Origin of the sequence: Rhodococcus ruber (assembly GCF_027270735.1) — a bacterium.
Taxonomy (GTDB): Bacteria; Actinomycetota; Actinomycetes; order Mycobacteriales; family Mycobacteriaceae; genus Rhodococcoides; species Rhodococcoides rubrum_A.
Genome location: NZ_JAPWIJ010000001.1, coordinates 207,975 through 225,541, shown reverse-complemented (window position 1 = coordinate 225,541; position 17,567 = coordinate 207,975). Strand labels below are relative to the sequence as shown.

The 17,567-nt window shown below is 64.4% G+C and carries 16 protein-coding genes; 3 read left to right on the top strand and 13 right to left on the bottom strand.

All coding sequences use genetic code 11. The annotated features are described in order from the left end of the window. Window positions 1-28: 28 nt before the first annotated feature. The 5 genes from O4220_RS01070 to O4220_RS01050 all read right to left on the bottom strand — a co-directional run bounded on the left by O4220_RS01070 (window position 29) and on the right by O4220_RS01050 (window position 6,359). Complete coding sequence (locus O4220_RS01070; RefSeq protein ID WP_420030297.1) at window positions 29-2,059, bottom strand: MFS transporter; 2,031 nt, start codon at window positions 2,057-2,059, stop codon at window positions 29-31. 3 nt (window positions 2,060-2,062) lie between these two features. Next, entirely contained in the window at window positions 2,063-2,548 is a 486-nt protein-coding gene (locus O4220_RS01065) for a MarR family winged helix-turn-helix transcriptional regulator (RefSeq protein ID WP_032380909.1), read from the bottom strand. A 139-nt stretch (window positions 2,549-2,687) separates the two neighbouring features. Next, the gene (locus O4220_RS01060) at window positions 2,688-3,704 is read right to left on the bottom strand and encodes an ABC transporter ATP-binding protein (protein ID WP_269601704.1); all 1,017 of its coding nucleotides are present in this window, start codon (window positions 3,702-3,704) and stop codon (window positions 2,688-2,690) included. Window positions 3,705-3,715: 11 nt separating this feature from the next. Then, on the bottom strand, window positions 3,716-5,347 hold the full coding sequence (locus tag O4220_RS01055; RefSeq protein WP_269601703.1) for an ABC transporter permease: 1,632 nt from the start codon (window positions 5,345-5,347) through the stop codon (window positions 3,716-3,718). Continuing rightward, window positions 5,340-6,359, bottom strand: coding sequence for an ABC transporter substrate-binding protein (locus O4220_RS01050; protein WP_269601702.1), 1,020 nt, complete (start codon window positions 6,357-6,359; stop codon window positions 5,340-5,342). The genes O4220_RS01055 and O4220_RS01050 overlap by 8 nt, the downstream gene beginning before the upstream one ends. A gap of 599 nt (window positions 6,360-6,958) precedes the next feature. Between O4220_RS01050 and O4220_RS01045 the strand changes: the two genes are divergently transcribed. After that, window positions 6,959-7,855, top strand: coding sequence for a hypothetical protein (locus O4220_RS01045; RefSeq protein WP_269601701.1), 897 nt, complete (start codon window positions 6,959-6,961; stop codon window positions 7,853-7,855). Window positions 7,856-7,885: 30 nt separating this feature from the next. Here O4220_RS01045 and O4220_RS01040 read toward each other — a convergent pair whose 3' ends face one another. Beyond that, a complete protein-coding gene (locus tag O4220_RS01040; protein ID WP_269601700.1) occupies window positions 7,886-9,184 on the bottom strand; it encodes a plasmid pRiA4b ORF-3 family protein in 1,299 nt (432 codons plus the stop codon). A gap of 61 nt (window positions 9,185-9,245) precedes the next feature. On the opposite strand from O4220_RS01040, the gene O4220_RS01035 reads away from it, so the two are divergent. Next, window positions 9,246-9,596 (top strand): VOC family protein, encoded by a 351-nt coding sequence (locus O4220_RS01035; RefSeq protein WP_269601699.1) that lies wholly within the window; start codon window positions 9,246-9,248, stop codon window positions 9,594-9,596. A 2-nt stretch (window positions 9,597-9,598) separates the two neighbouring features. On the opposite strand, the gene O4220_RS01030 is transcribed toward O4220_RS01035, so the two are convergent. The 4 genes from O4220_RS01030 to O4220_RS01015 all read right to left on the bottom strand — a co-directional run bounded on the left by O4220_RS01030 (window position 9,599) and on the right by O4220_RS01015 (window position 13,771). Then, entirely contained in the window at window positions 9,599-10,717 is a 1,119-nt protein-coding gene (locus O4220_RS01030; RefSeq protein WP_269601698.1) for a TDT family transporter, read from the bottom strand. Between the two features lie 68 nt (window positions 10,718-10,785). Beyond that, window positions 10,786-11,700, bottom strand: a complete 915-nt coding sequence (locus tag O4220_RS01025; protein WP_269601697.1) for a LysR family transcriptional regulator — start codon at window positions 11,698-11,700, stop codon at window positions 10,786-10,788. 24 nt (window positions 11,701-11,724) lie between these two features. Continuing rightward, window positions 11,725-12,594, bottom strand: a complete 870-nt coding sequence (locus O4220_RS01020) for a GIY-YIG nuclease family protein (protein WP_269601696.1) — start codon at window positions 12,592-12,594, stop codon at window positions 11,725-11,727. Beyond that, window positions 12,578-13,771 carry a DNA cytosine methyltransferase gene (locus O4220_RS01015; RefSeq protein ID WP_269601695.1) on the bottom strand — a complete coding sequence of 398 codons (1,194 nt, stop codon included), beginning with the start codon at window positions 13,769-13,771 and terminating at the stop codon, window positions 12,578-12,580. The genes O4220_RS01020 and O4220_RS01015 overlap by 17 nt, the downstream gene beginning before the upstream one ends. 700 nt (window positions 13,772-14,471) lie before the next feature. Here O4220_RS01015 and O4220_RS01010 point away from each other — a divergent pair. After that, window positions 14,472-15,272, top strand: a complete 801-nt coding sequence (locus tag O4220_RS01010) for a DUF6924 domain-containing protein (protein WP_269601694.1) — start codon at window positions 14,472-14,474, stop codon at window positions 15,270-15,272. A 98-nt stretch (window positions 15,273-15,370) separates the two neighbouring features. Here the strand turns inward: O4220_RS01010 and O4220_RS01005 are convergent, their stop codons facing one another. From O4220_RS01005 to O4220_RS00995, 3 genes are read right to left on the bottom strand one after another with little or no spacing between them, the layout of a single operon-like run. Then, on the bottom strand, window positions 15,371-16,315 hold the full coding sequence (locus O4220_RS01005) for a CopD family protein (RefSeq protein WP_269601693.1): 945 nt from the start codon (window positions 16,313-16,315) through the stop codon (window positions 15,371-15,373). Between the two features lie 16 nt (window positions 16,316-16,331). After that, a complete protein-coding gene (gene mprA, locus O4220_RS01000) occupies window positions 16,332-16,877 on the bottom strand; it encodes an MprA protease, GlyGly-CTERM protein-sorting domain-containing form (protein WP_269601692.1) in 546 nt (181 codons plus the stop codon). Continuing rightward, entirely contained in the window at window positions 16,874-17,539 is a 666-nt protein-coding gene (locus tag O4220_RS00995) for a YcnI family protein (protein WP_269601691.1), read from the bottom strand. The genes mprA and O4220_RS00995 overlap by 4 nt, the downstream gene beginning before the upstream one ends. Window positions 17,540-17,567 lie beyond the last annotated feature (28 nt).

Here is a 17,567-nt window from a genome sequence, read left to right as displayed (position 1 = left end):
GTGCGGGGAATCCTTCGTCGTGCGGGGCCTAGTTGACGCTGTGGCCGTTCAGTCCGGCATTTGCGTAGTGATTGCGACTGTCGGGAATGTGGTTGTCTCCCAACACCCGAGCAATCTGCTCCTCGCTGAGTCCGAGGCGACGAAGCCGCTCGCACACTGCGTCGAAGTCGATCATCTTCGCGTCGAGTTCCTGCTGCAGTGCAACAACTTCGGCACGAATGGTCTCGGCCTCGTCGAGTGCGGCCAACGTGTCCTTGGGCTCGGGCAACAGCAGGGAGAGCAGTCGATCACGTGCGTCGGTGCTCAGACCCTCGAAGGGGCGCTGCCCCGGCTGGGCCTCGTGCCGACCCTCGATGCGGCGACTCTCGATGCGGCCACTCTCGATGCGGCGATCGGCTTCGTACTCGGTCTCGTAGTCGGTCGAGACGTACTCCTGAGTCGCACCGAAGGACGGGATCTCGGCGAACTGATCCTTCGACTCGTCCACCGGTCCTGTTGCGGGAGTCGAGGCGATGTCGATCGTCTGGCGCAGTGGGCGGTTCGGGATGAAGATCACGGCGATGAGCGTGACGATCGCAACGAAGCCGGCGATCATGAAGATGCGTCCGGTGGCGTCACCGTAGGCGGTGCGGATGACATTGACGATCGGTTCGGGCAGTGACGTCAGATCGAGTGATCCACCGCCGCTGGCCGAGCTGTCCACGCCGAGCTGCGCCAAGCCGCTGGCCGACTTCTCGGCGACCCGGGTTGCGAGTAGCGAACCGAGAACCGAGACGCCGATCGCGCCGCCGAAGGTACGGAAGAAGGCGACCGTCGACGATGCGGCACCGACGTTCTGCACACTGACCGTGTTCTGCACTGCGAGAACGAGATTCTGCATCAGCATGCCGGTACCCAGGCCGACGATGGTGATGAAGATTCCGACGGTGACCAGGCTGGTTGCGTGGTCGATGGTGCCCAGGAGCAGGAAGCCGACGACCAGCAGGACGGAACCGGTGACGATGAACGGCTTCCACTTACCGAACTTGGTGATGAGCTGACCCGAGCCGACGGAGGCAACGAGCATGCCGAACACCAGTGGGATGGAAAGCAATCCGGCTTCGGTGGGGGTGTAGCCGCGAGCGGTCTGGAAGTACTGGCCGAGGAAAGTGGTGGCTCCGAAGAGGCCGACGCCGACTGCGATGGACGCGACGATGGCCAGGCCGGTGGTGCGCTCGGTGACGATCTTGAGCGGGATGATCGGCGACTTGTGCCGAGCCTCGACGATGATCGTCAGGACGAGCAGCAGAACTCCGCCGCCGACCAGGTACGCGGTCTCACGGGAGATCCAGTCGTAGTAGTCCGCCTTGCCTGCGAACGAAACCCACACGAGGAGAACCGAAACGCCTGCGGTCAGCAGCAGCGCGCCGAGCCAGTCGATGGAGACGTTGTCCTTGCGGACAGTCTTGATGTGCAGCGTCTTCTGCAGCAGGCCGAGGGCGATGACGGCGAGCGGCACGCAGACGAAGAAGCACCAGCGCCAGCCGAGGGGGCTGTCCACGATGACACCGCCCAGGATGGGGCCACCGGACATCGACACGGCCATGACAGCGCCGGTGTAACCCGAGTAGCGACCGCGATCACGCGGGGAGACGATGGTGCCGATGATGGCGATGACGAGTGCCGTCAAACCGCCCATGCCGATGCCCTGCACCACACGAGCGGCGAGCAGCAGCGGAACGTTGTGCGCGAAGCCGGCGATCAGCGAGCCGGCGACGAAGATGACGATCGCGCTCTGAACCAGGACCTTCTTGTTGAACAGGTCGGCCAGCTTGCCCCAGATGGGCGTCGACGCGGCGTTGGCCAGCAGTGCGGTGGTGATGACCCAGGCGTACGCGGTCTGCGAGCCCTTCAGGTCACCGATGATGGTCGGGAGTGCGGTCGAAACGATGGTGGTGCTCAGCAGCGCGGTGAACAGCGCGGCCAGCAGACCGGTGAGGGCTTCGAGGATCTGGCGATGCGACATCGCATCGGGATCGGCGACTGCCTGATTCGGCGGATTCTCCGCGGTTCCTGTCATGTCTTATCTCGCAATCAATTCAATGCGGGCCACGTCCTGGTGCTGGGCGTGGGCGTCTTCGGTGAACGTGTCGTTGAGCTTGCGGATGGAATCGAGGGCATCGAGTGCCTCGGTTTCACTCCACTCGCTCAACATCTCTGCCAGGCGACGTGCTCGCCTGTCCCATATCTGTTTCAGTCGAGCCTGACCTTCGTCCGACACACAGACCCGGGACGCCCTTCGGTCGTCCGGATCGGGATGCCGATCGATGTAGCCGAGGTCGACCAGGTCCGCGATCTGCCGGCTGAGGGCGGACTGGCTGACGCAGAGCCTGCTGGCGAGGTCGGTCTGTCTGCATTCACCTTCGGTCGCGAGGATGGCCAGAACTCCGGTCAGCGCCTGCGGCAATGGTGAATCCTCGACTCCGGTGGTCACGGCCCGCTTCAGCGTGCGCCCGAAGAGGAAGACCTCTTCGACCAGCGACTCCGCTGTCGTGGATTGAACTGCCATGAGTACTCCAACACTGAGTTCGATTTACTTGCTGTCTGCAACCATATATATACATACATGCGCTAAGCAAATAATTTTCCTGTCTGGTGAATCACAGTGGCGGGTCTGCTGGGGCTCGGGGAGACGCGGTCGAGAGTGTTCAGTGCGCGTAGAAGAACGACCGGCGAACGGTCAGGGTGACCGCATCGCCCACTTGGGGACGCGGTCCGCGAACCGAGCAGCGGAAGTCGACGTCGCCACTGCGCACCAGGACATCACTGGCATCACGTCCGAACAGCGAGGAGGTCACGGTGCCACTGATGTCGCCGTCGGACACGATCTCGATGTCGGTCGGCAGGACCGCGAGTGTCCCGGGTCCGGTGCCGTCGGATGCCAGTGTGAGGGAGCCGGAGGTGAAGGTGCCGTGTGCAACGGTGCCGTCGACGAGGGTGGCGTCGGACAGGAAGCGGGCGACGAACGCCGACTTCGGGGCACGCACCACGTCCTCGGGTGTACCGACCTGCGCGATGGTGCCATGATCGAGGACGACCACCCGGTCTGCGAGGGCAAGGGCCTCGGTGCGATCGTGCGTCACATGTACGACGGTCAATCCTGCTGCGCGCGTCAGCGCCCGAAGCTCGAGGCGAAGGCGATCGCGTAGAGGCTCGTCCAACGCCGAGAGAGCTTCGTCGAGGAGCAGCGCCCGCGGCGACGAGACCAGAGCACGAGCGAGCGCAACGCGTTGCCGCTGGCCACCGGAGAGAGTGGCCGGATCCCGCTTCTCGAGCCCCGGCAGCCCGACGAGCTCGAGCACGTCGGCGACCTTCTTCGTACGCTCCGCCTTGGATGTCTTGGCCAATTCGAGTGGGTAGGAGACGTTTCGACCCACGGTGCGGTGCGGCCACAGTGCATGCTGCTGGAATACCATCCCGAGCCTGCGGGACTCGGGAGGCGTCGAAACGCGTTCGCTTGCCACCACATCCGGGCCGATGGAGATGGAACCGGCGGTAGGTTTCAGGAAGCCGGCAACTGTACGCAGCAGCGTGGTCTTTCCCGAGCCCGACGGTCCGACGAGTACCACGAACTCGCCGTCGGCGATGTCGAGATCGATTCCCTCGACGCCGACCGTGCCGTCGTGGTACCGGAGGCCGAGATGTTCGATCGTGATGGCAGACATCGGTTTCCTTCTTATCGGCGTCGGACGTGCGGGCGTCCGGCTCGGGTGGAGGCAACCAGGCCCAGACCCGCGAATCCGACGAGCGCGACGAGTAGGGACAGGGCAGAGGCGGCGTTGTAGTCGCCGGCCTGCTGCAGGTTGAATATGGATACGCCGAGGGTCTGCGTGCCCGGAGCGACGAGGAGCACCGACATGGTCAGCTCGCGCACTGCAGTGAGGGCTACGAGCACCGCTCCGGTGACTGCGGTAGGGATCGCCATCTTCCACGGCACGTCCCACAACGACCGAAGATGTGATGCGCCGGAGGATCTCGCGACTTCTTCGAGGGCCGTCGGCGTGGAACTCAGTGGCGCACGGACGGCTTGGACGACGATCGCGAGGAACGCCATGACGTAGGCGCACAGGATGACCCACTTGGTGTCGAACAGTCCGGTGTAGCGTCCGATGATCAACCAACCGACAGCGATGACCAGGCCGGGAATTGCCTGCGGCAGCATGGCAGCCAGGTCGAGGCCGACGTTGTCTCGGGATCGGGTGCGGGTGGTGAGCACGCCGATGGCCAAGCCGAGGAATCCGCATACGAGAGCTGCCCCGAGGGCCAGGGTCACCGAATTCTGAATGCCCACCAAGGTTCCCGGTGCAGTGACGGCACTTTCGATGCTCGCCAGGGTGAGGTTGTCCCAGGTGAGCGGAACGCCGGGGGCCGGAAGCAATGCTTGCGTTGCCAGCGCCAGGATCGGCAGTACCGTCAGGGCCAGGCCGACGAGCCAGGCAACGATCCCTGCAGGAATTCGACTGCGTCCCAACGGAAGTAACTGCCGCGCCGTGACCGCTCCGTCCAACTGAATCGATCGGCGGCCGAGAATGCGATCGATCGCGACTGCAACCACGGCGAGTGCGAGGAGTCCGATGCCGATGGTCGAGACCACTTCGAGCGGTCGATCGACGGTGCCCGACTGGATGTATCGGTACACCATGGTCGAGAGCGTGACGTAGCGCTCGGGCAATCCGATCAGGGCCGGAATGCCGAAATCCGCAAGATTGGATACGGCCGTCAACGTCAGTGATGCCAGCAGGGCCGGGCGCAGCAGTGGCAGCGTCACGTCGCGCATGGCCCGGAACGGTGATGCTCCGGCAATGCGAGCCGCCTGTTCCAGATCGCCCGGTACTCGTCGCAGCGCTGCCGAGATGATCAGGTATGCAAGCGGATACGAGTGCACGGTCAGCAGGAAGATCACGCCGTCACCGCCGTAGATGTTCCACAGCGGCCCGCCGCCGAACGTCTCGTTCCAGAACGAGTTGATCATTCCGCTCGGGCCCAGCAGTCCCGTCCACGCGATCGCGCCGACGAACGGCGGAATCAGCAACGGGCTGAGCAGAATCAGACGTAGTACCGAGCGACCGGGCAGATCGGTGCGATCGAGAACGAGGGCCATGATGGTCGCGATCGCCACCGCCGCTGCCGCCGACAGACCTGCAGATACGACACTGTTGGCCGCAGCCGAGGCGATCCCGCCGTCGAGCAATTCCTGAATATGGTTGCCGCCCAAGCCGATCGAGACTACTGCGGCCAACGGCGCGCCGATCAGTGCCAGGACGGCCAGCCATAGGCAGGCGCGTACCCAGGTGACGCGGTCAGCCAAGAAGATCGTTGAACGTGGCGACGGCATCGGGCTGCGAGGCGGTGATGGTGTCGAGGTCCGGGTTCAGCAGTTCGATGTCCGCGAGTGCGGGTGCGCCCTCTGGCGTGCCGACATCGGACCGGACCGGCAGGTACTGCTGCTCGACGGCGATCTCCTGACCGCGCTTGCTGACGAGGAAGTCCACGTACTTCTGTGCAGCCTCCTGGTTGGCCGAGTCCTTGAAGATGCCGGCCGGCTCGGAGATGTACGGGACACCGTCGGTGGGGTACGACGCGGCGATCGGTGATCCCTTCTCGGCCAGCTCACGCACCAGGTAGTCGACGACTATCCCGACCGGCTGAGTGCCTGCCGCGACGGCCTGAGCGACGGGGCCGTTGCTCTCGGCGACGACCGGCTCGTTGGCAACGAGGTCGGTGAGCCACGGAAGGCCGAGGTCCTGCTGGCCGAGCCAGACCGCGGTGTTGAACGCTGCCGCGCCGGACACGTCGGGATTGGGCAGCGTGATCTTGCCCTTGTACTGGGGGTCGGCCAGTTCTTTCCACGACGTCGGAGGCTGCGACACGGCCCCGGTGTTGTACGCGATGACCGTCGGGATGATGCGGGTGCCCACGTAGTAGCCGTCGGGATCGACGACGTTGGGATCGAGTGCGTCGACGTCGGCCGGGGTGTACTGCAGCAGTAGGTCGTCGGCCTTGTACTTCTCGAACGTCGGAGCGTCTGCGGCGAGCAGAACATCGGCGCCGATGGAACCGGTCTGCCGTTCGGAGGCGATGCGGGCATTGAGATCGCCGGTGCCTGCACGGAACACCTGCACGTCGATGCCCGGATTCTCGGCGGTGAACTCGGCGTTGAGCTCATCGATCTTGGCCTGCGGCTCCGAGGTGTAGACCGTCAGGGTTCCGCTCGTATCGCCGCCGCTTTCGGGGGCCGCCGGTTCGGAGCAGGAGGCAAGGGTGAGAGCGGCTGCGAGACCGAGGATTCCACCGGCGGCGACGCGAGAAACGATGTTCACTTCAGACTTCTCCTGAGAAATATCGAGCACGGAAGCTGCTCATGCTTCCGACCGTAACCGACGGGCTGACGTGTGTTGTGGGAATTGCACATGTCGTCGGGGTGAACGACTCGGTTGGTTCAGTGGCTGTCGATCTCGACCAGTTCTTCGATTCCCCGGAGGTCATCGGCGTTGCGGGTCATCGGCCGAGCACCGTGCATCAGATCGCCCGTAAGGGTCGGGTCGTGTCCGAGTCGAAGACGCCCGCTACGTCGCCGAACGTGTTCCCGTGCTTTCGCTCTGCCGGAACCGACAAGGTGCTCGGTCGTCCTGCGACCGTAATCAGCAGCGACTCGCCGGCCTCCGCTCGCTTGTCGTACCCCTCGCCTACTCTCTCGACCACACACATCCGGGGGGACATCATGAGCAACCGCAGATCGCGTAGCAGAAAGACCAGTCGCGAGGCCCACAGTCAGGCTCCGCGTGAAAGGGAACCTCTTTTTTGGCCGAGCGCTCTTCTTCATTTCTCCGATTGGCTGGTCGAGAATGCCTGGGTCGCGGATCAGTTGACGGCTTTCGCGACAGCTATGACAGTCGATCGGTCGGTCCGCGAGCGGAACGTGAGCGTGTACGGCGCAGATTTTCCGATCGACATGTTCTGTCTCGATGATCACGAGTACTTCGACTTCGATGAGTATGAACAGTCGCCGTGGGAGCGCGACGAGATTCGCCGCGCCATCGATCTTTTCGGCATGTTCGTCGTCGCCGAACGGTTGTCGCCATCTCAGAACGAAGAGATCTCGAGAGAGATCGGGTCCTCGTCTGCATTCGCGCCGGTGCCCAGTTCTCCGATATCGCCGGGGCGCTCGAGCCCACTGAGTACACCGATAGTGGTCTCACTCCTGCAACGTTTGGCAACGTGGGCTGCGACTGAGCGCCGCGCGTCATCGGCCCGAATCGACTACTGGGACGACTCGGTCGAGATCGTTGCTGCGCTTGGGATTCCTGGTTTCGACAGTATCGCTACACAACCTGACTTCATGGCGATGGTGAACTATCGATCGGTGTTGGATACCGCCCGTAGGGTCGGTGTCCTCGAGAACGCGGGCCAGATCTATACCCGCGGACCCGAAGCCTGTGCTTGGGTGGTGTCTCCGAGCGCGGACCGAACTCGCGCCGCCGTGGTCGAGGCGTACGCATCCTGCTTGACGCCTGTCTACGACTCCGGCGATGATTCCGTGCAGTCCGAGCTCGTGGCAGGCTCGGCGTTGGCGACCACCGTGCTCGTGCGCAGCCTCGTCGGTGATCCGGTGGGGGAATCCGACGGTGTCGTCCTGGGAACGATGTCCGACAGTAAGGTGATTCAGACCGTCGCGACACTCCGGTTCATGTCGATGTTCGACCTCGGATTGCTCGTCAAGGTGAACGACAAGTTCTGCGTACCTGATCCTCTGGCCCCGCTTCTGCTCGAGGCGCTCGATCGTGACCGTGTGCGGCGCAAAGGGCTCGCAGCGTGACCTGATGGGCGTCCGGTAGCCCATACTGGTTCACAAGCCGAGTGCGTGTACGGCAAAAGTGCGTCCCCAATCCGGTCCGGTCCCTTCACGACCCAAGGTCGATGGCACAGCGCCGATCAAAGTGAGGAAGTCCAAGGTCGGTCGAGCGAGGTACTGGGCGTAGCGTCTTTCGCTCTCGGGGATTCGCCATCCGATGCTCTCGAGGCTTCGAAGGATCAGCGAATTGCGTTCGGTCGGAGAGCAACCCCCTGCAACCGCCACCAGGAGCAGCAGGCCTGCATCCTTCTCGTACTGCTCGCGTCCGAAAGGCATCCGAGCCGCGGCGTGCGACCACAGGCGGACTGGGTCGGTGGCCAGGGTGTTGCCCAAACGGGTGCGAAGTAGCCGTCCCTTCAGCACACGAACCAGTCCGAGTTGCGTCACAGCAGCCCGAAGCCAGTGCACCTGCTGATGGTCCACCTCGCGGTTGGAGTTTCCGAACCATTCAGCACCCCATTCGAGCTCTACACGCATCGCAGCAATGTCTTTGGGCGGGAGATAGCCCGCAGCAGTGAGCGTGATTCCCTCTGCGCCCACCCGCGCCAGCATCCACGTCAACTTATCCATTGCCGATGCCGCCGCTGCGGGGTCCACCTGTGCCACATCGAAATCGACGCGTGCGAGGACATCGGGCAGATCGGGGTGATACTCGAGGGGCCCGCGTTCGAGAAGCGAGCCGAGTTTGGGTAGCCGCTCGTGTACGCGGCCGGCCAAATCCGTCACGGCGCGCCGCAACGCGATTCTGTTGTTCGCGTCGGCCACCGCGAAGCGCTCCTCGAAGCTGCCCGCCCACTGCTTCATATGGTTGTGCTCAGGATGATCGGTGTCAGCGAGAACCTTCAGCAGCTCGTCGTAGCCGGACGTACCACCGCAGTCCTCGGGTGGGCAGGCGCGGTCGCCGTCGAGGCAGGTTGCAGTACCGGCAACGGTCGATCTTTCTTCGACGACCAGGTGGTGTGTCCATCCGTCACCGAAGTCGTACTCGTACCCGAGACGATCCCCGACGGCACCGAGGACTTCGTCCACTCGCACGCCGTCCTCGAGCGTCCCGGCGCCGTCGTCCCACTCCTCGAGTGCGGACTTCATCTCGTAGCGTCGACTGGTTCGATAGGGATCGTCGCCGACGAAGAACATGTGCAGGTGTCGGTCTTCCCAGCCCATGACGTCTTGGATGACGTCGTGTAGCTCGGGCAGTGTGGCGTCGGAATTGATGGTGAACCGCCGCCACACCGCTGGTTCGATGTCGGCCAGAGTCACCTTGATCGTCAGCATCGAAACATCGTCCCCCATGTGCGAGATGCTCGTCGCGAACGTCCCCGCGGGGACGCTTTCTGAGCGATACAGTCCAAACATGGACATTGTGCGCGCGATGCCCCTGCTCACGGTCACCGATCTCGATGCGGCGCTGGACGCGTACGTTCAGGTCACCGGCATGGAGATCGTGATGAACCACGGTTGGATCGCGACGCTCGCACCGTCCGGTGATAGCACGGCGCAACTGAGTCTGATCACCACCGACCCCACCGGGCCGGTGAACCCGTCGGCGTCGATCGAGGTGGACGATGTGGACTCGGCCTATCGAGCTGCCGTCGATGCGAATCTCGAGATCGTCTACGAGATCACCAACGAGGAGTGGGGCGTGCGTCGGTTCTTCTTCCGCGATGCGGGTGGCAATGTGGTGAACGTGCTCGCGCACATGTGAGATCAGTTGGGGTGCAGCAGGCTCCCTCGTAGGACGCCTCGAACGGTGCGGGCCGCGACGGTAACCCAGGCTGCGAGGAGCACCGCGTACAGCACTACGGCCAGAGCGTGGACTGCGCCGAAGTCGAGAGAATTACCCAGGGCAGTCGCTCCGGTGACGCAGGTGCCGAGGGGAAACGTGAACGACCACCACGTCAGCGAGAATCCCAGGTTTCTGCGCGCCGCGTACACGGTGAGTGCGGCGGCGAGCGCGAACATCAGCGCACCGAAGCCGCCCATGATCAGCCCGTAGCCGATGCCGAACACGTGTAGTCCGACGGCGATCGACGCCTGGGAACCGGTGAACACCATCGATGCATCGGTGCCGAGTAGGTTCGCCGCTGTGATCGACTGACCGATCAGTCCCAGCGTGATCCATACGGTGGGAGCTGCGTCGACGGGTGGCAGGCCGCCGTGCAGTAGGCGTCCATAGATCAGCGTCATGGTGATCATCCCGACGATCAACGACATACCGAACATCGCATAGCAGGCGCACAACAGAGCCAGCCGCCACTGGCCGTCGGGTACGTGGGGGAGCAGCAACGCCCCGGTCGACGCCGACACCATCGGCGGGACGACGGGCATCAACCATGCCGGCAGGGCGGCGACGTCGCGGTGATCGGAGGTGGTGATCATTCGATAAGGCACGACGACGCTGGTGAGCAGACCGGCGATCGTCCCGGCGATCCACAGGGTGGCGAACAGCACGGTGGACGCGGTGGATCCCAGCAGGTCCGCTCCGAGGAGCCCGGCGCCCGCGCCGACGGTGAGCATAGCCATGGGCGGGGCTCCGTAGAACTGCACCATGACCGGGTGTCGCGCATACTCGACGGCGCGGCCGCGATGCCCGATCCAGTGCAGCGCGAAGGCTGTGCCGATGACGACCAGCGCTGTAACTGCGAACACCCACACTGCAGTGGCGAAGACGTGGAGCGCGGGGAACTGCACAGGCAGCGTTGCGGCTGCGGTGGCGACGATGCCGGTCCCCATCACTGCGGCGAACCAATTCGGGGTGATGTGCTCGAAGGTTCGGCGGTGCGTATCGGTCTCGGTCGAGATCGGGGCGGGGAAGGTCACGGTCATGTGCTCAGCCTGCGCGGTGCTGCACCCGGTCGGTAGGTGCCGGTTTGTTCACCGGTCATAACTCAGGGTTATGGCTGCAGGTGAGAATTCGCCGCCACGGTGAGCAGTTCCGCGGCCGGTCCACTCGGCGCGCGGCCGGACGGCCAGATCGCCCTCAGTTCGCGTCGCAGTGTCAGCCCCGGGATCGGCACCTGGATCAGGGTGCCGGCGGCCAGCTCGGATGCAACGGCCAGTGAGCTGAGAACGGCACCGCCGATTCCTGCGGCGACGGCGGACTTGATCGCCGTCGTCGACGAGACCTCGAGCAGAGGCGACATCGGCTGCCCGAGACCCGTTGTAGTCAAGGCACTTTCGTACGCCGAGCGTGTTCCCGAGCCCGCCTCCCGCGTCACCAATGCGGTGGCGACGATGTCGTGGGCGGTGGGTGGGGTGCTGACCCACGCGTGTTCCGGCGGTACCACGAGCACCAATTCGTCGGCGGCCACGGTTCGATGATCGAGACCTGCAGGTATTTCGGGACTTTCGATGAAACCGATGTCCGCGCTACCTGCCAGCACCTTCTCGGCGACGACCGCGGAGTTACCCGAGCTCAGTGTCGGCACGATGTGCGGGAGACGCGCGTGCAGCGTGACCAGCCAGCGTGGCAGAAGATACTCTGCGACAGTCTGACTGGCAGCGATCTGCACGTGGCCGATGCGCTCGGCATGCAGCGCGGCGATTGCCGTCGCCAAGTCTTCTGCCGACCGGACGACCGGCGCTGCCCAACTTGCGACGAGCTCGCCGAACTCGGTCAGCACCGTTCCGCGTGCGCCCCGTGTGAGTAAGGGCGCGCCGACGCGGCGCTCCAGCGCACGGATGCGCGAACTTGCGGCCGGTTGCGACATGCCGTGCGCTCGGCCCGCTCGACCGATGCTGCCGAGCTCGGCCACCGACAGCAACAGATCGATGCTGGTGAGATCGGCAACGTGAGGGGGAAGCGGCACAGGGCGAGCCTACGGCGGGGCGAGTCAGTACTCGCTGAACAGGTCCAACTCGCCGTCGGGCTCGGTGGTGTCCGCGGACTCGATCGCATCTTCCGTGTCCTCGGGATCGTCAGGATCACTGCGCTCGTGCAGCACCGACCCCACCAGCGCGGTGACGTCGATGGCTGCGGGATCGGGGATCGGATGCCCCTCGACGAAGGCGAGTCGCTCGGCAGACAGGTACGCCAGCCGCACCGCCTGCACGACGAGGACGCGTCGCAGGCCCTCGGACACCTCTCCACGTTCACGAGTGACGGCGGCCAGACGCGAAATTGTCTCGGCGCGGCGCGCGATACGGATGTCGGGGTGCCCGCGCTCGCGACGCGTCTGTTCGGAGATCAACGACCGGCGCAGCGACGCGGGGAGTGCGATGGGCTGCGAGATCGGCGGAATCTTCTCGTTGAGGATCGCTTTGTGTCGCGATTTGTCGATGGCTTCGAGGTACGCCGTGTACTCGTGGGCATTGAGATCTTGCTCGGCAGCGCGGAATTGCTCTGCGCCATCGGACTTCTTGAGATCCTCGTACTGCCACAGTGGCCAGATCTCGATCTCCGCGACTTCGAACACATCGAGCACCCGCATCGCGACGGCGTCGGTTCGCTGGTTGGTCAGATGTCGTTGCACCCGGACACTGAGTTTCTCTTTGGTCTGTCCCACGTAGATCGGTTCGCCGTCGTAATCGTAGAACGCGTACACGCCCCACTTGGCTGCCGACCACATTCGGCCTCGATCGTCTTTCTCACTCAGCACCTCTCGCAGCGCCGTACGAAAGGACTGCACGTCGTCCGCAGGCAGGGTGCTCTTTCGCGGTGCGACGGCCGACGCCCGAAGTGAGGACTTACCGTGACTGGACATGTGCCGCAGCAGAATTCAGGGTCGTCGAATTGACGAGAGATCCAGTGACGAGCGGCATCAGATAGTGTTCGGCGAGCCACGCGACCACAGGAACGCACACCGCATCACCGAAACCGAAGAGCGCCTGATTGTTTCGCAGACCATCGAGTGTGTAGTCGCCGGCACCCATCAGGCGGGCGTACTCCACCGGCGTCATCCAACGCACCTGCAAGCGGCCGTTCCCCATCTTGACGACCGCCTGCTTCGAGGAGCCGCCGCGTGCGGTACGCAAGCAGCCGGAGATGTCGTCGGGCCGCGCCTCCCACACCGCGACGCCGTTACGAGTGCGACGGTAGGCGGTGCGGTAGCTGACCTTGCGGGCCTTCTTCAGAATGTCGATGCGCTGCAACTGAATCGGCGACAACGACTGTACGAACGCCGCGGTACGGTCGGCATCCCACCACCGCGAGTCCCGGTAGTCCATACGCTCGACCACATCACCGAGACCACTGGTCAACGGAATCGGTGGACTCGGTAGCGGTGCTCGATGCGTCAGCAGCGTCGAATCGCCGTACACCGCCTGGAGCCAATCGGGTCGCAGCTCACTGTTGGGATCGCGGGCATCCTCGGGCGGATTCTGCGCACCGATCAGGAACAGGCGCGGACGTGACTGCGGGACGAAGCGTCGAGCATCGATGGTCAGCACATCCACCGAGTAACCGAGCTCGTTGAGCTCCCGGACCGCCGCAGCCAGATCGTCTCCTCCGTGACTTGTGGCCAAGCCGACGACGTTCTCGAGCGCGACCACCTCCGGGCGCGCGGCACCGAGTTCACCCAGCACCCGCGTGAAATGCCGGAAGGTCGACGAGTTCTTGCCCGCGAGACCGGCCCGGCCACCGGCCAGCGACAAGTCGGTGCACGGAAACGATGCCCACGCCAACGACAACCCCTCGGGCAGATCGTGACCGCGAGTGGCAGCGACATCACCGAGCTGAAAATGGCCCGCATCGTCACCGAAGTGCTGGCGATACATCTGGTGCTTGTCACGCTCGATGTCGTTGGCCCAGCGCACCTCGAAACCGGCCTGCTCCAGGCCCATTCGGACGAGACCGATACCGGCGAAGAACTCCGCGACCGTGGGGATACCGTCGACCGCAGACGCCGAAGAACCACTCGGCACCACAGTCAACTTCGGCATGCGCCCAGGCTAGTACAGACTCCCGACAGGCTTCGTCTTCTGGTCGTTCCGCAGGCCGTCGAGACAGGCCTATCGACTTGCGCCTGCTTCAGAAATTACCAAGTCCCGGAACGTGTCGTTCCATTTACGAAGAACTCCGCCCAGTAGCCCGTAGCTTTCGGGTTACGAGCCCGCTCCCTGTTGACCGCCGCCACCATCGGTTGGCAGTTCCACTTGCTCACGCCGGTGCTTTCGCACGCGGTTTGTGTGTTCCAATTCACGAGCTCGGACCGAGCTACCTTGAACCAGGCCTTGCCGAAGCCGAGGCCGCCTTGGGCAGCGTCCGCAGTGCCACCGCCCACAAAAGCCATTGCGCCAGCGATACAGACCGCCGAGACCGCCGTCATGATCCTTCTTTTCATGCGTCCTCCGTGTGTTGTTTGCTACCAACAGCTTTCAATACCTGGGGGAGATTGTCTGTCCGCCAATCGAACGATCTGGCGTCGCAGCTCCGGTCGTGCCGGAAGTCGACGGGTGATACGCCGACGGCGTCGCGTCGGCACCGTCTGCATCCGACACATCGACTTTCGTCGTCTCGCGGCGCGCCTGAGCCCAGTCTGATTGGACTGGTACTTCGGGTCTGAGCCTGCGTGGATGTCGCAAACGCCGGTTGTGAGCAGAACGCCTGTGATCGGTCTACTGGTTGAACTAGCATCCAGGAATGTCTCCCAATCTTCCTCACGGACAATCGATCTTGGTCCGGACCGATTTCACCGACGATGCGGCGTGGCGAACTCTGATGCAGGATGCGCAGGCTGTTCGTGTCCAGCCAGGGGGGTTCGATGCGCAAGCGGTACTGACTACAGTGGACGACCGCGAGTTCGACGGTTGGACCGTCAATATGCTGCTCGACCTCGACGTCGACAGCGGGTACCTTTTCGTTGCCGACGCGCGGACGTTCGCGGATCCGGAACGACCCATCCTCGTGCTGAACACCGACCCGGCGGAAGGCGACGAGTCCGAGGAATCGAACAGCTTCCGGGTAGCTCCCGAACACCTCGCGCCGGTCGAGAACAATCTGTCGATCGCGAATCTGGATTTTGCCGACTTCGCAGACCACACCGATGCAGACGGAGTGTTCCGCGAGCCCTCATCGCAGCCGGACGAGCGCACCTTGACGATTGAGAAACTTCTGGCTGCCGCGCCGGCTTCTCAACTGCCAGAACCGATTCTGGCATCATTCATCAGCGACCTGGAGGGAGCGCGCGGGCAGGAGACAACTACTGCGACCTATGTCGTCGATCTGCGGACGTCCGCCGACTATCTCGAAGCGAACCGAGAGGGCTACGGCCTGTCCAACGTCGTAGGCTTCGAGGAGACCATAGCTCGCACCCGCCAGGGCGGCTCCGCGCTGCTGTTCAGCTTCCCTGTCCGCGGCGGCTACTGGTCGGCCTGGATCGACCCGGACTCCCTCGTTCCGTTTGCATTGCTAGGGGTCAGCAGGCGGGCAACCGCTCAGTAGCCCGTCTGGACAGGTAATGAGACGGTGAACGCGCCATCTGCGTCGATCCAACCTTGTTATGCACCGGGACCGTTCGTGTTCCGGAACTACCGCCTTTGTCAGGCCGTGGTTGCCAGCGCCGCCGCCAGGCCGAACGCCACCGCCAGCAGGCACACGTGCGAGGCTGCGCGGCCCAATGAGTACTCCACGGTGGATCGGTGCGCGGCGGCGCTGGGTAACCACGTCCGGCGGATTCGGTTGGCCACCGCGACGAGGATCACGGTGACCAGAACCTTGGCGAGAACGATTCGGCCGTAACCGGTCTCGACCGCGGCGGCGATGCTGTCCAGCTTGAGGACCGCGTCCAGCACGCCGGTGCCGGCGACTGCGAGTACGCACCAGAAAGCGATCATGGAGTAGACCGGCAGCAGCGTCGCCCAGGCGGACTTGCTCCGCAGACTCAGCGCCATCGCGCCGAGAACGCCGAGCCACACCGATGCGAACAACACATGTACTGCAACGGCGATGGAGCCGAACGCAAACTGCGACATGTGGCCGGTGATCGGGCGCGCGACCAGGGCGAGGGACGCCAACACGATCACCGGAATCGGAGACCAGTCCGCCTCACGTCGGTAGCCGGCCACTCCGATGGCGCACAGGGCGAGCGCAAGAATCACCGTCGCCGTCCCCAGTCGACCAACGGAGATCTCGGCCGCGAACGAGGTGAATGCGCTCGGCGACAACGTCAACGGAGTGCGACCGGCAGAATCTGCAGCGGCCGCGATGAGCAGAACGAACTCTGCAACCGCCCACAGCCCAGACAGGAATCCGATCGCTCGCCACATCACCGGCGGGTCGACGGCGGGGCGTCCGGAATCGGAATTGGCGTCCATGACAGCGAGAACGCCGAACCCCAACACCACCGAACCCGAGGCCACCGCGATCACCCGTAGCCACGACGAACCGCCGGGGAAGGTGGGGTACGCGAGCGCGAATGCGGCCGCCACCCCCAGTAACGACGCGGCTGCGGCGGCGAGCACGAGCCGAACGCTTCTTTCGCTCACCGCAGCCACGTCGGTCCTACTTCTGGGTCTTCGGCTTACGCAGGGCGAACCCCAACGCGCCCGCGAAGGCCAGAACCGCGACCACGATCAACACGATGTGTCCGTAGCCGCCGAGGAACCCGCCCTCGGACTCTTCCGAGGTGCCCGACGCGTCGGCCGGTGCCCCTGGCGTTCCCGAACCCTCCTGAGTCAGCGTGAACGTCGCAGTGCCGCTCACCGGATGACCGTCGGCCGAGGTGATGCGGTAGGCGAGGGTGTATTCGCCGGTCGGTCCCAGCTCGCCGACATCGACGACGACACTCTGGCCCTCGATGCGAGCGTCGCCCTTCGACCAGATGTTGCCGTCGGGTCCGACGACGTTGAGCGTGGCGAACTGCGACTGCGGTACCTCGTTGAACGTCACCGAGGCCGTGGCCGGAGACGCGTCGAGGGAGGAGCCGTCGGCCGGGGTGTATCCGGTGACCTGCGAGTGCGCCGACGCGATGGGGGCGGCGATCAGCAGTGTCAGCAGCGCTGCGACCGAGACGACCAGTGTCTTCGTAGAAAAGACCAGCGTCCTCACGAGCGCCTGGCCCGGATCGTTGCGCCGATGCCGAGGCCTGCGCCGACGGCTCCGAGCACCAGTCCGACGCCGGCGAGCCAGCGGGCAGTGGTGTCCGAAGAGGACGCCTGCGTCGATGTCTCGGCGGTCTCGGTGGTCGCCGACTGGATGCCACCGTGCGCCTCGCCGCTGGCCGCGGCGAGAGTCAGAGTGGGAGCAGGCAATTCGGGCTCGCTGCCGTCCTGCGCCATGGGCTCGTTCCACTCGACGACCTCACCGTCGGTGTAGGTCTGCGTGGCCGGGAAGGAGACGGTTTCCTCCTCGGGCAGCGGGCCCGCCGAGAGCAGGAACTGCTGGAACTGACCGGGGCCGACCTCGGCACCGGGGTTCGCCGTCCATGTCACCGACACCGCGAGATCGGCCGAGTCCTTCTCGACGGTGGACGTCCAACCCGGGATGGGCTGCGTACGAGCAGAATTGAGGCCCGGCAGGGTGACCTTGACCGAACTGGTCGCGGCGGTGTCGGACTCGGTGGGAACACGGAACGTCAGAACCGAGTAACCGCCCTGCTCGGCGTCGGGAGCAGAGACGACGACGTGTGCCGATGCTGCGCCTGCGCCGATCAGCAGCGCGCCGACGGTGGCCCCGGAGACGAACAGGGCACGGGAAAGAGAGCTCTTCATGAGTATTGGGTCATTTCTGTGTGGAGAA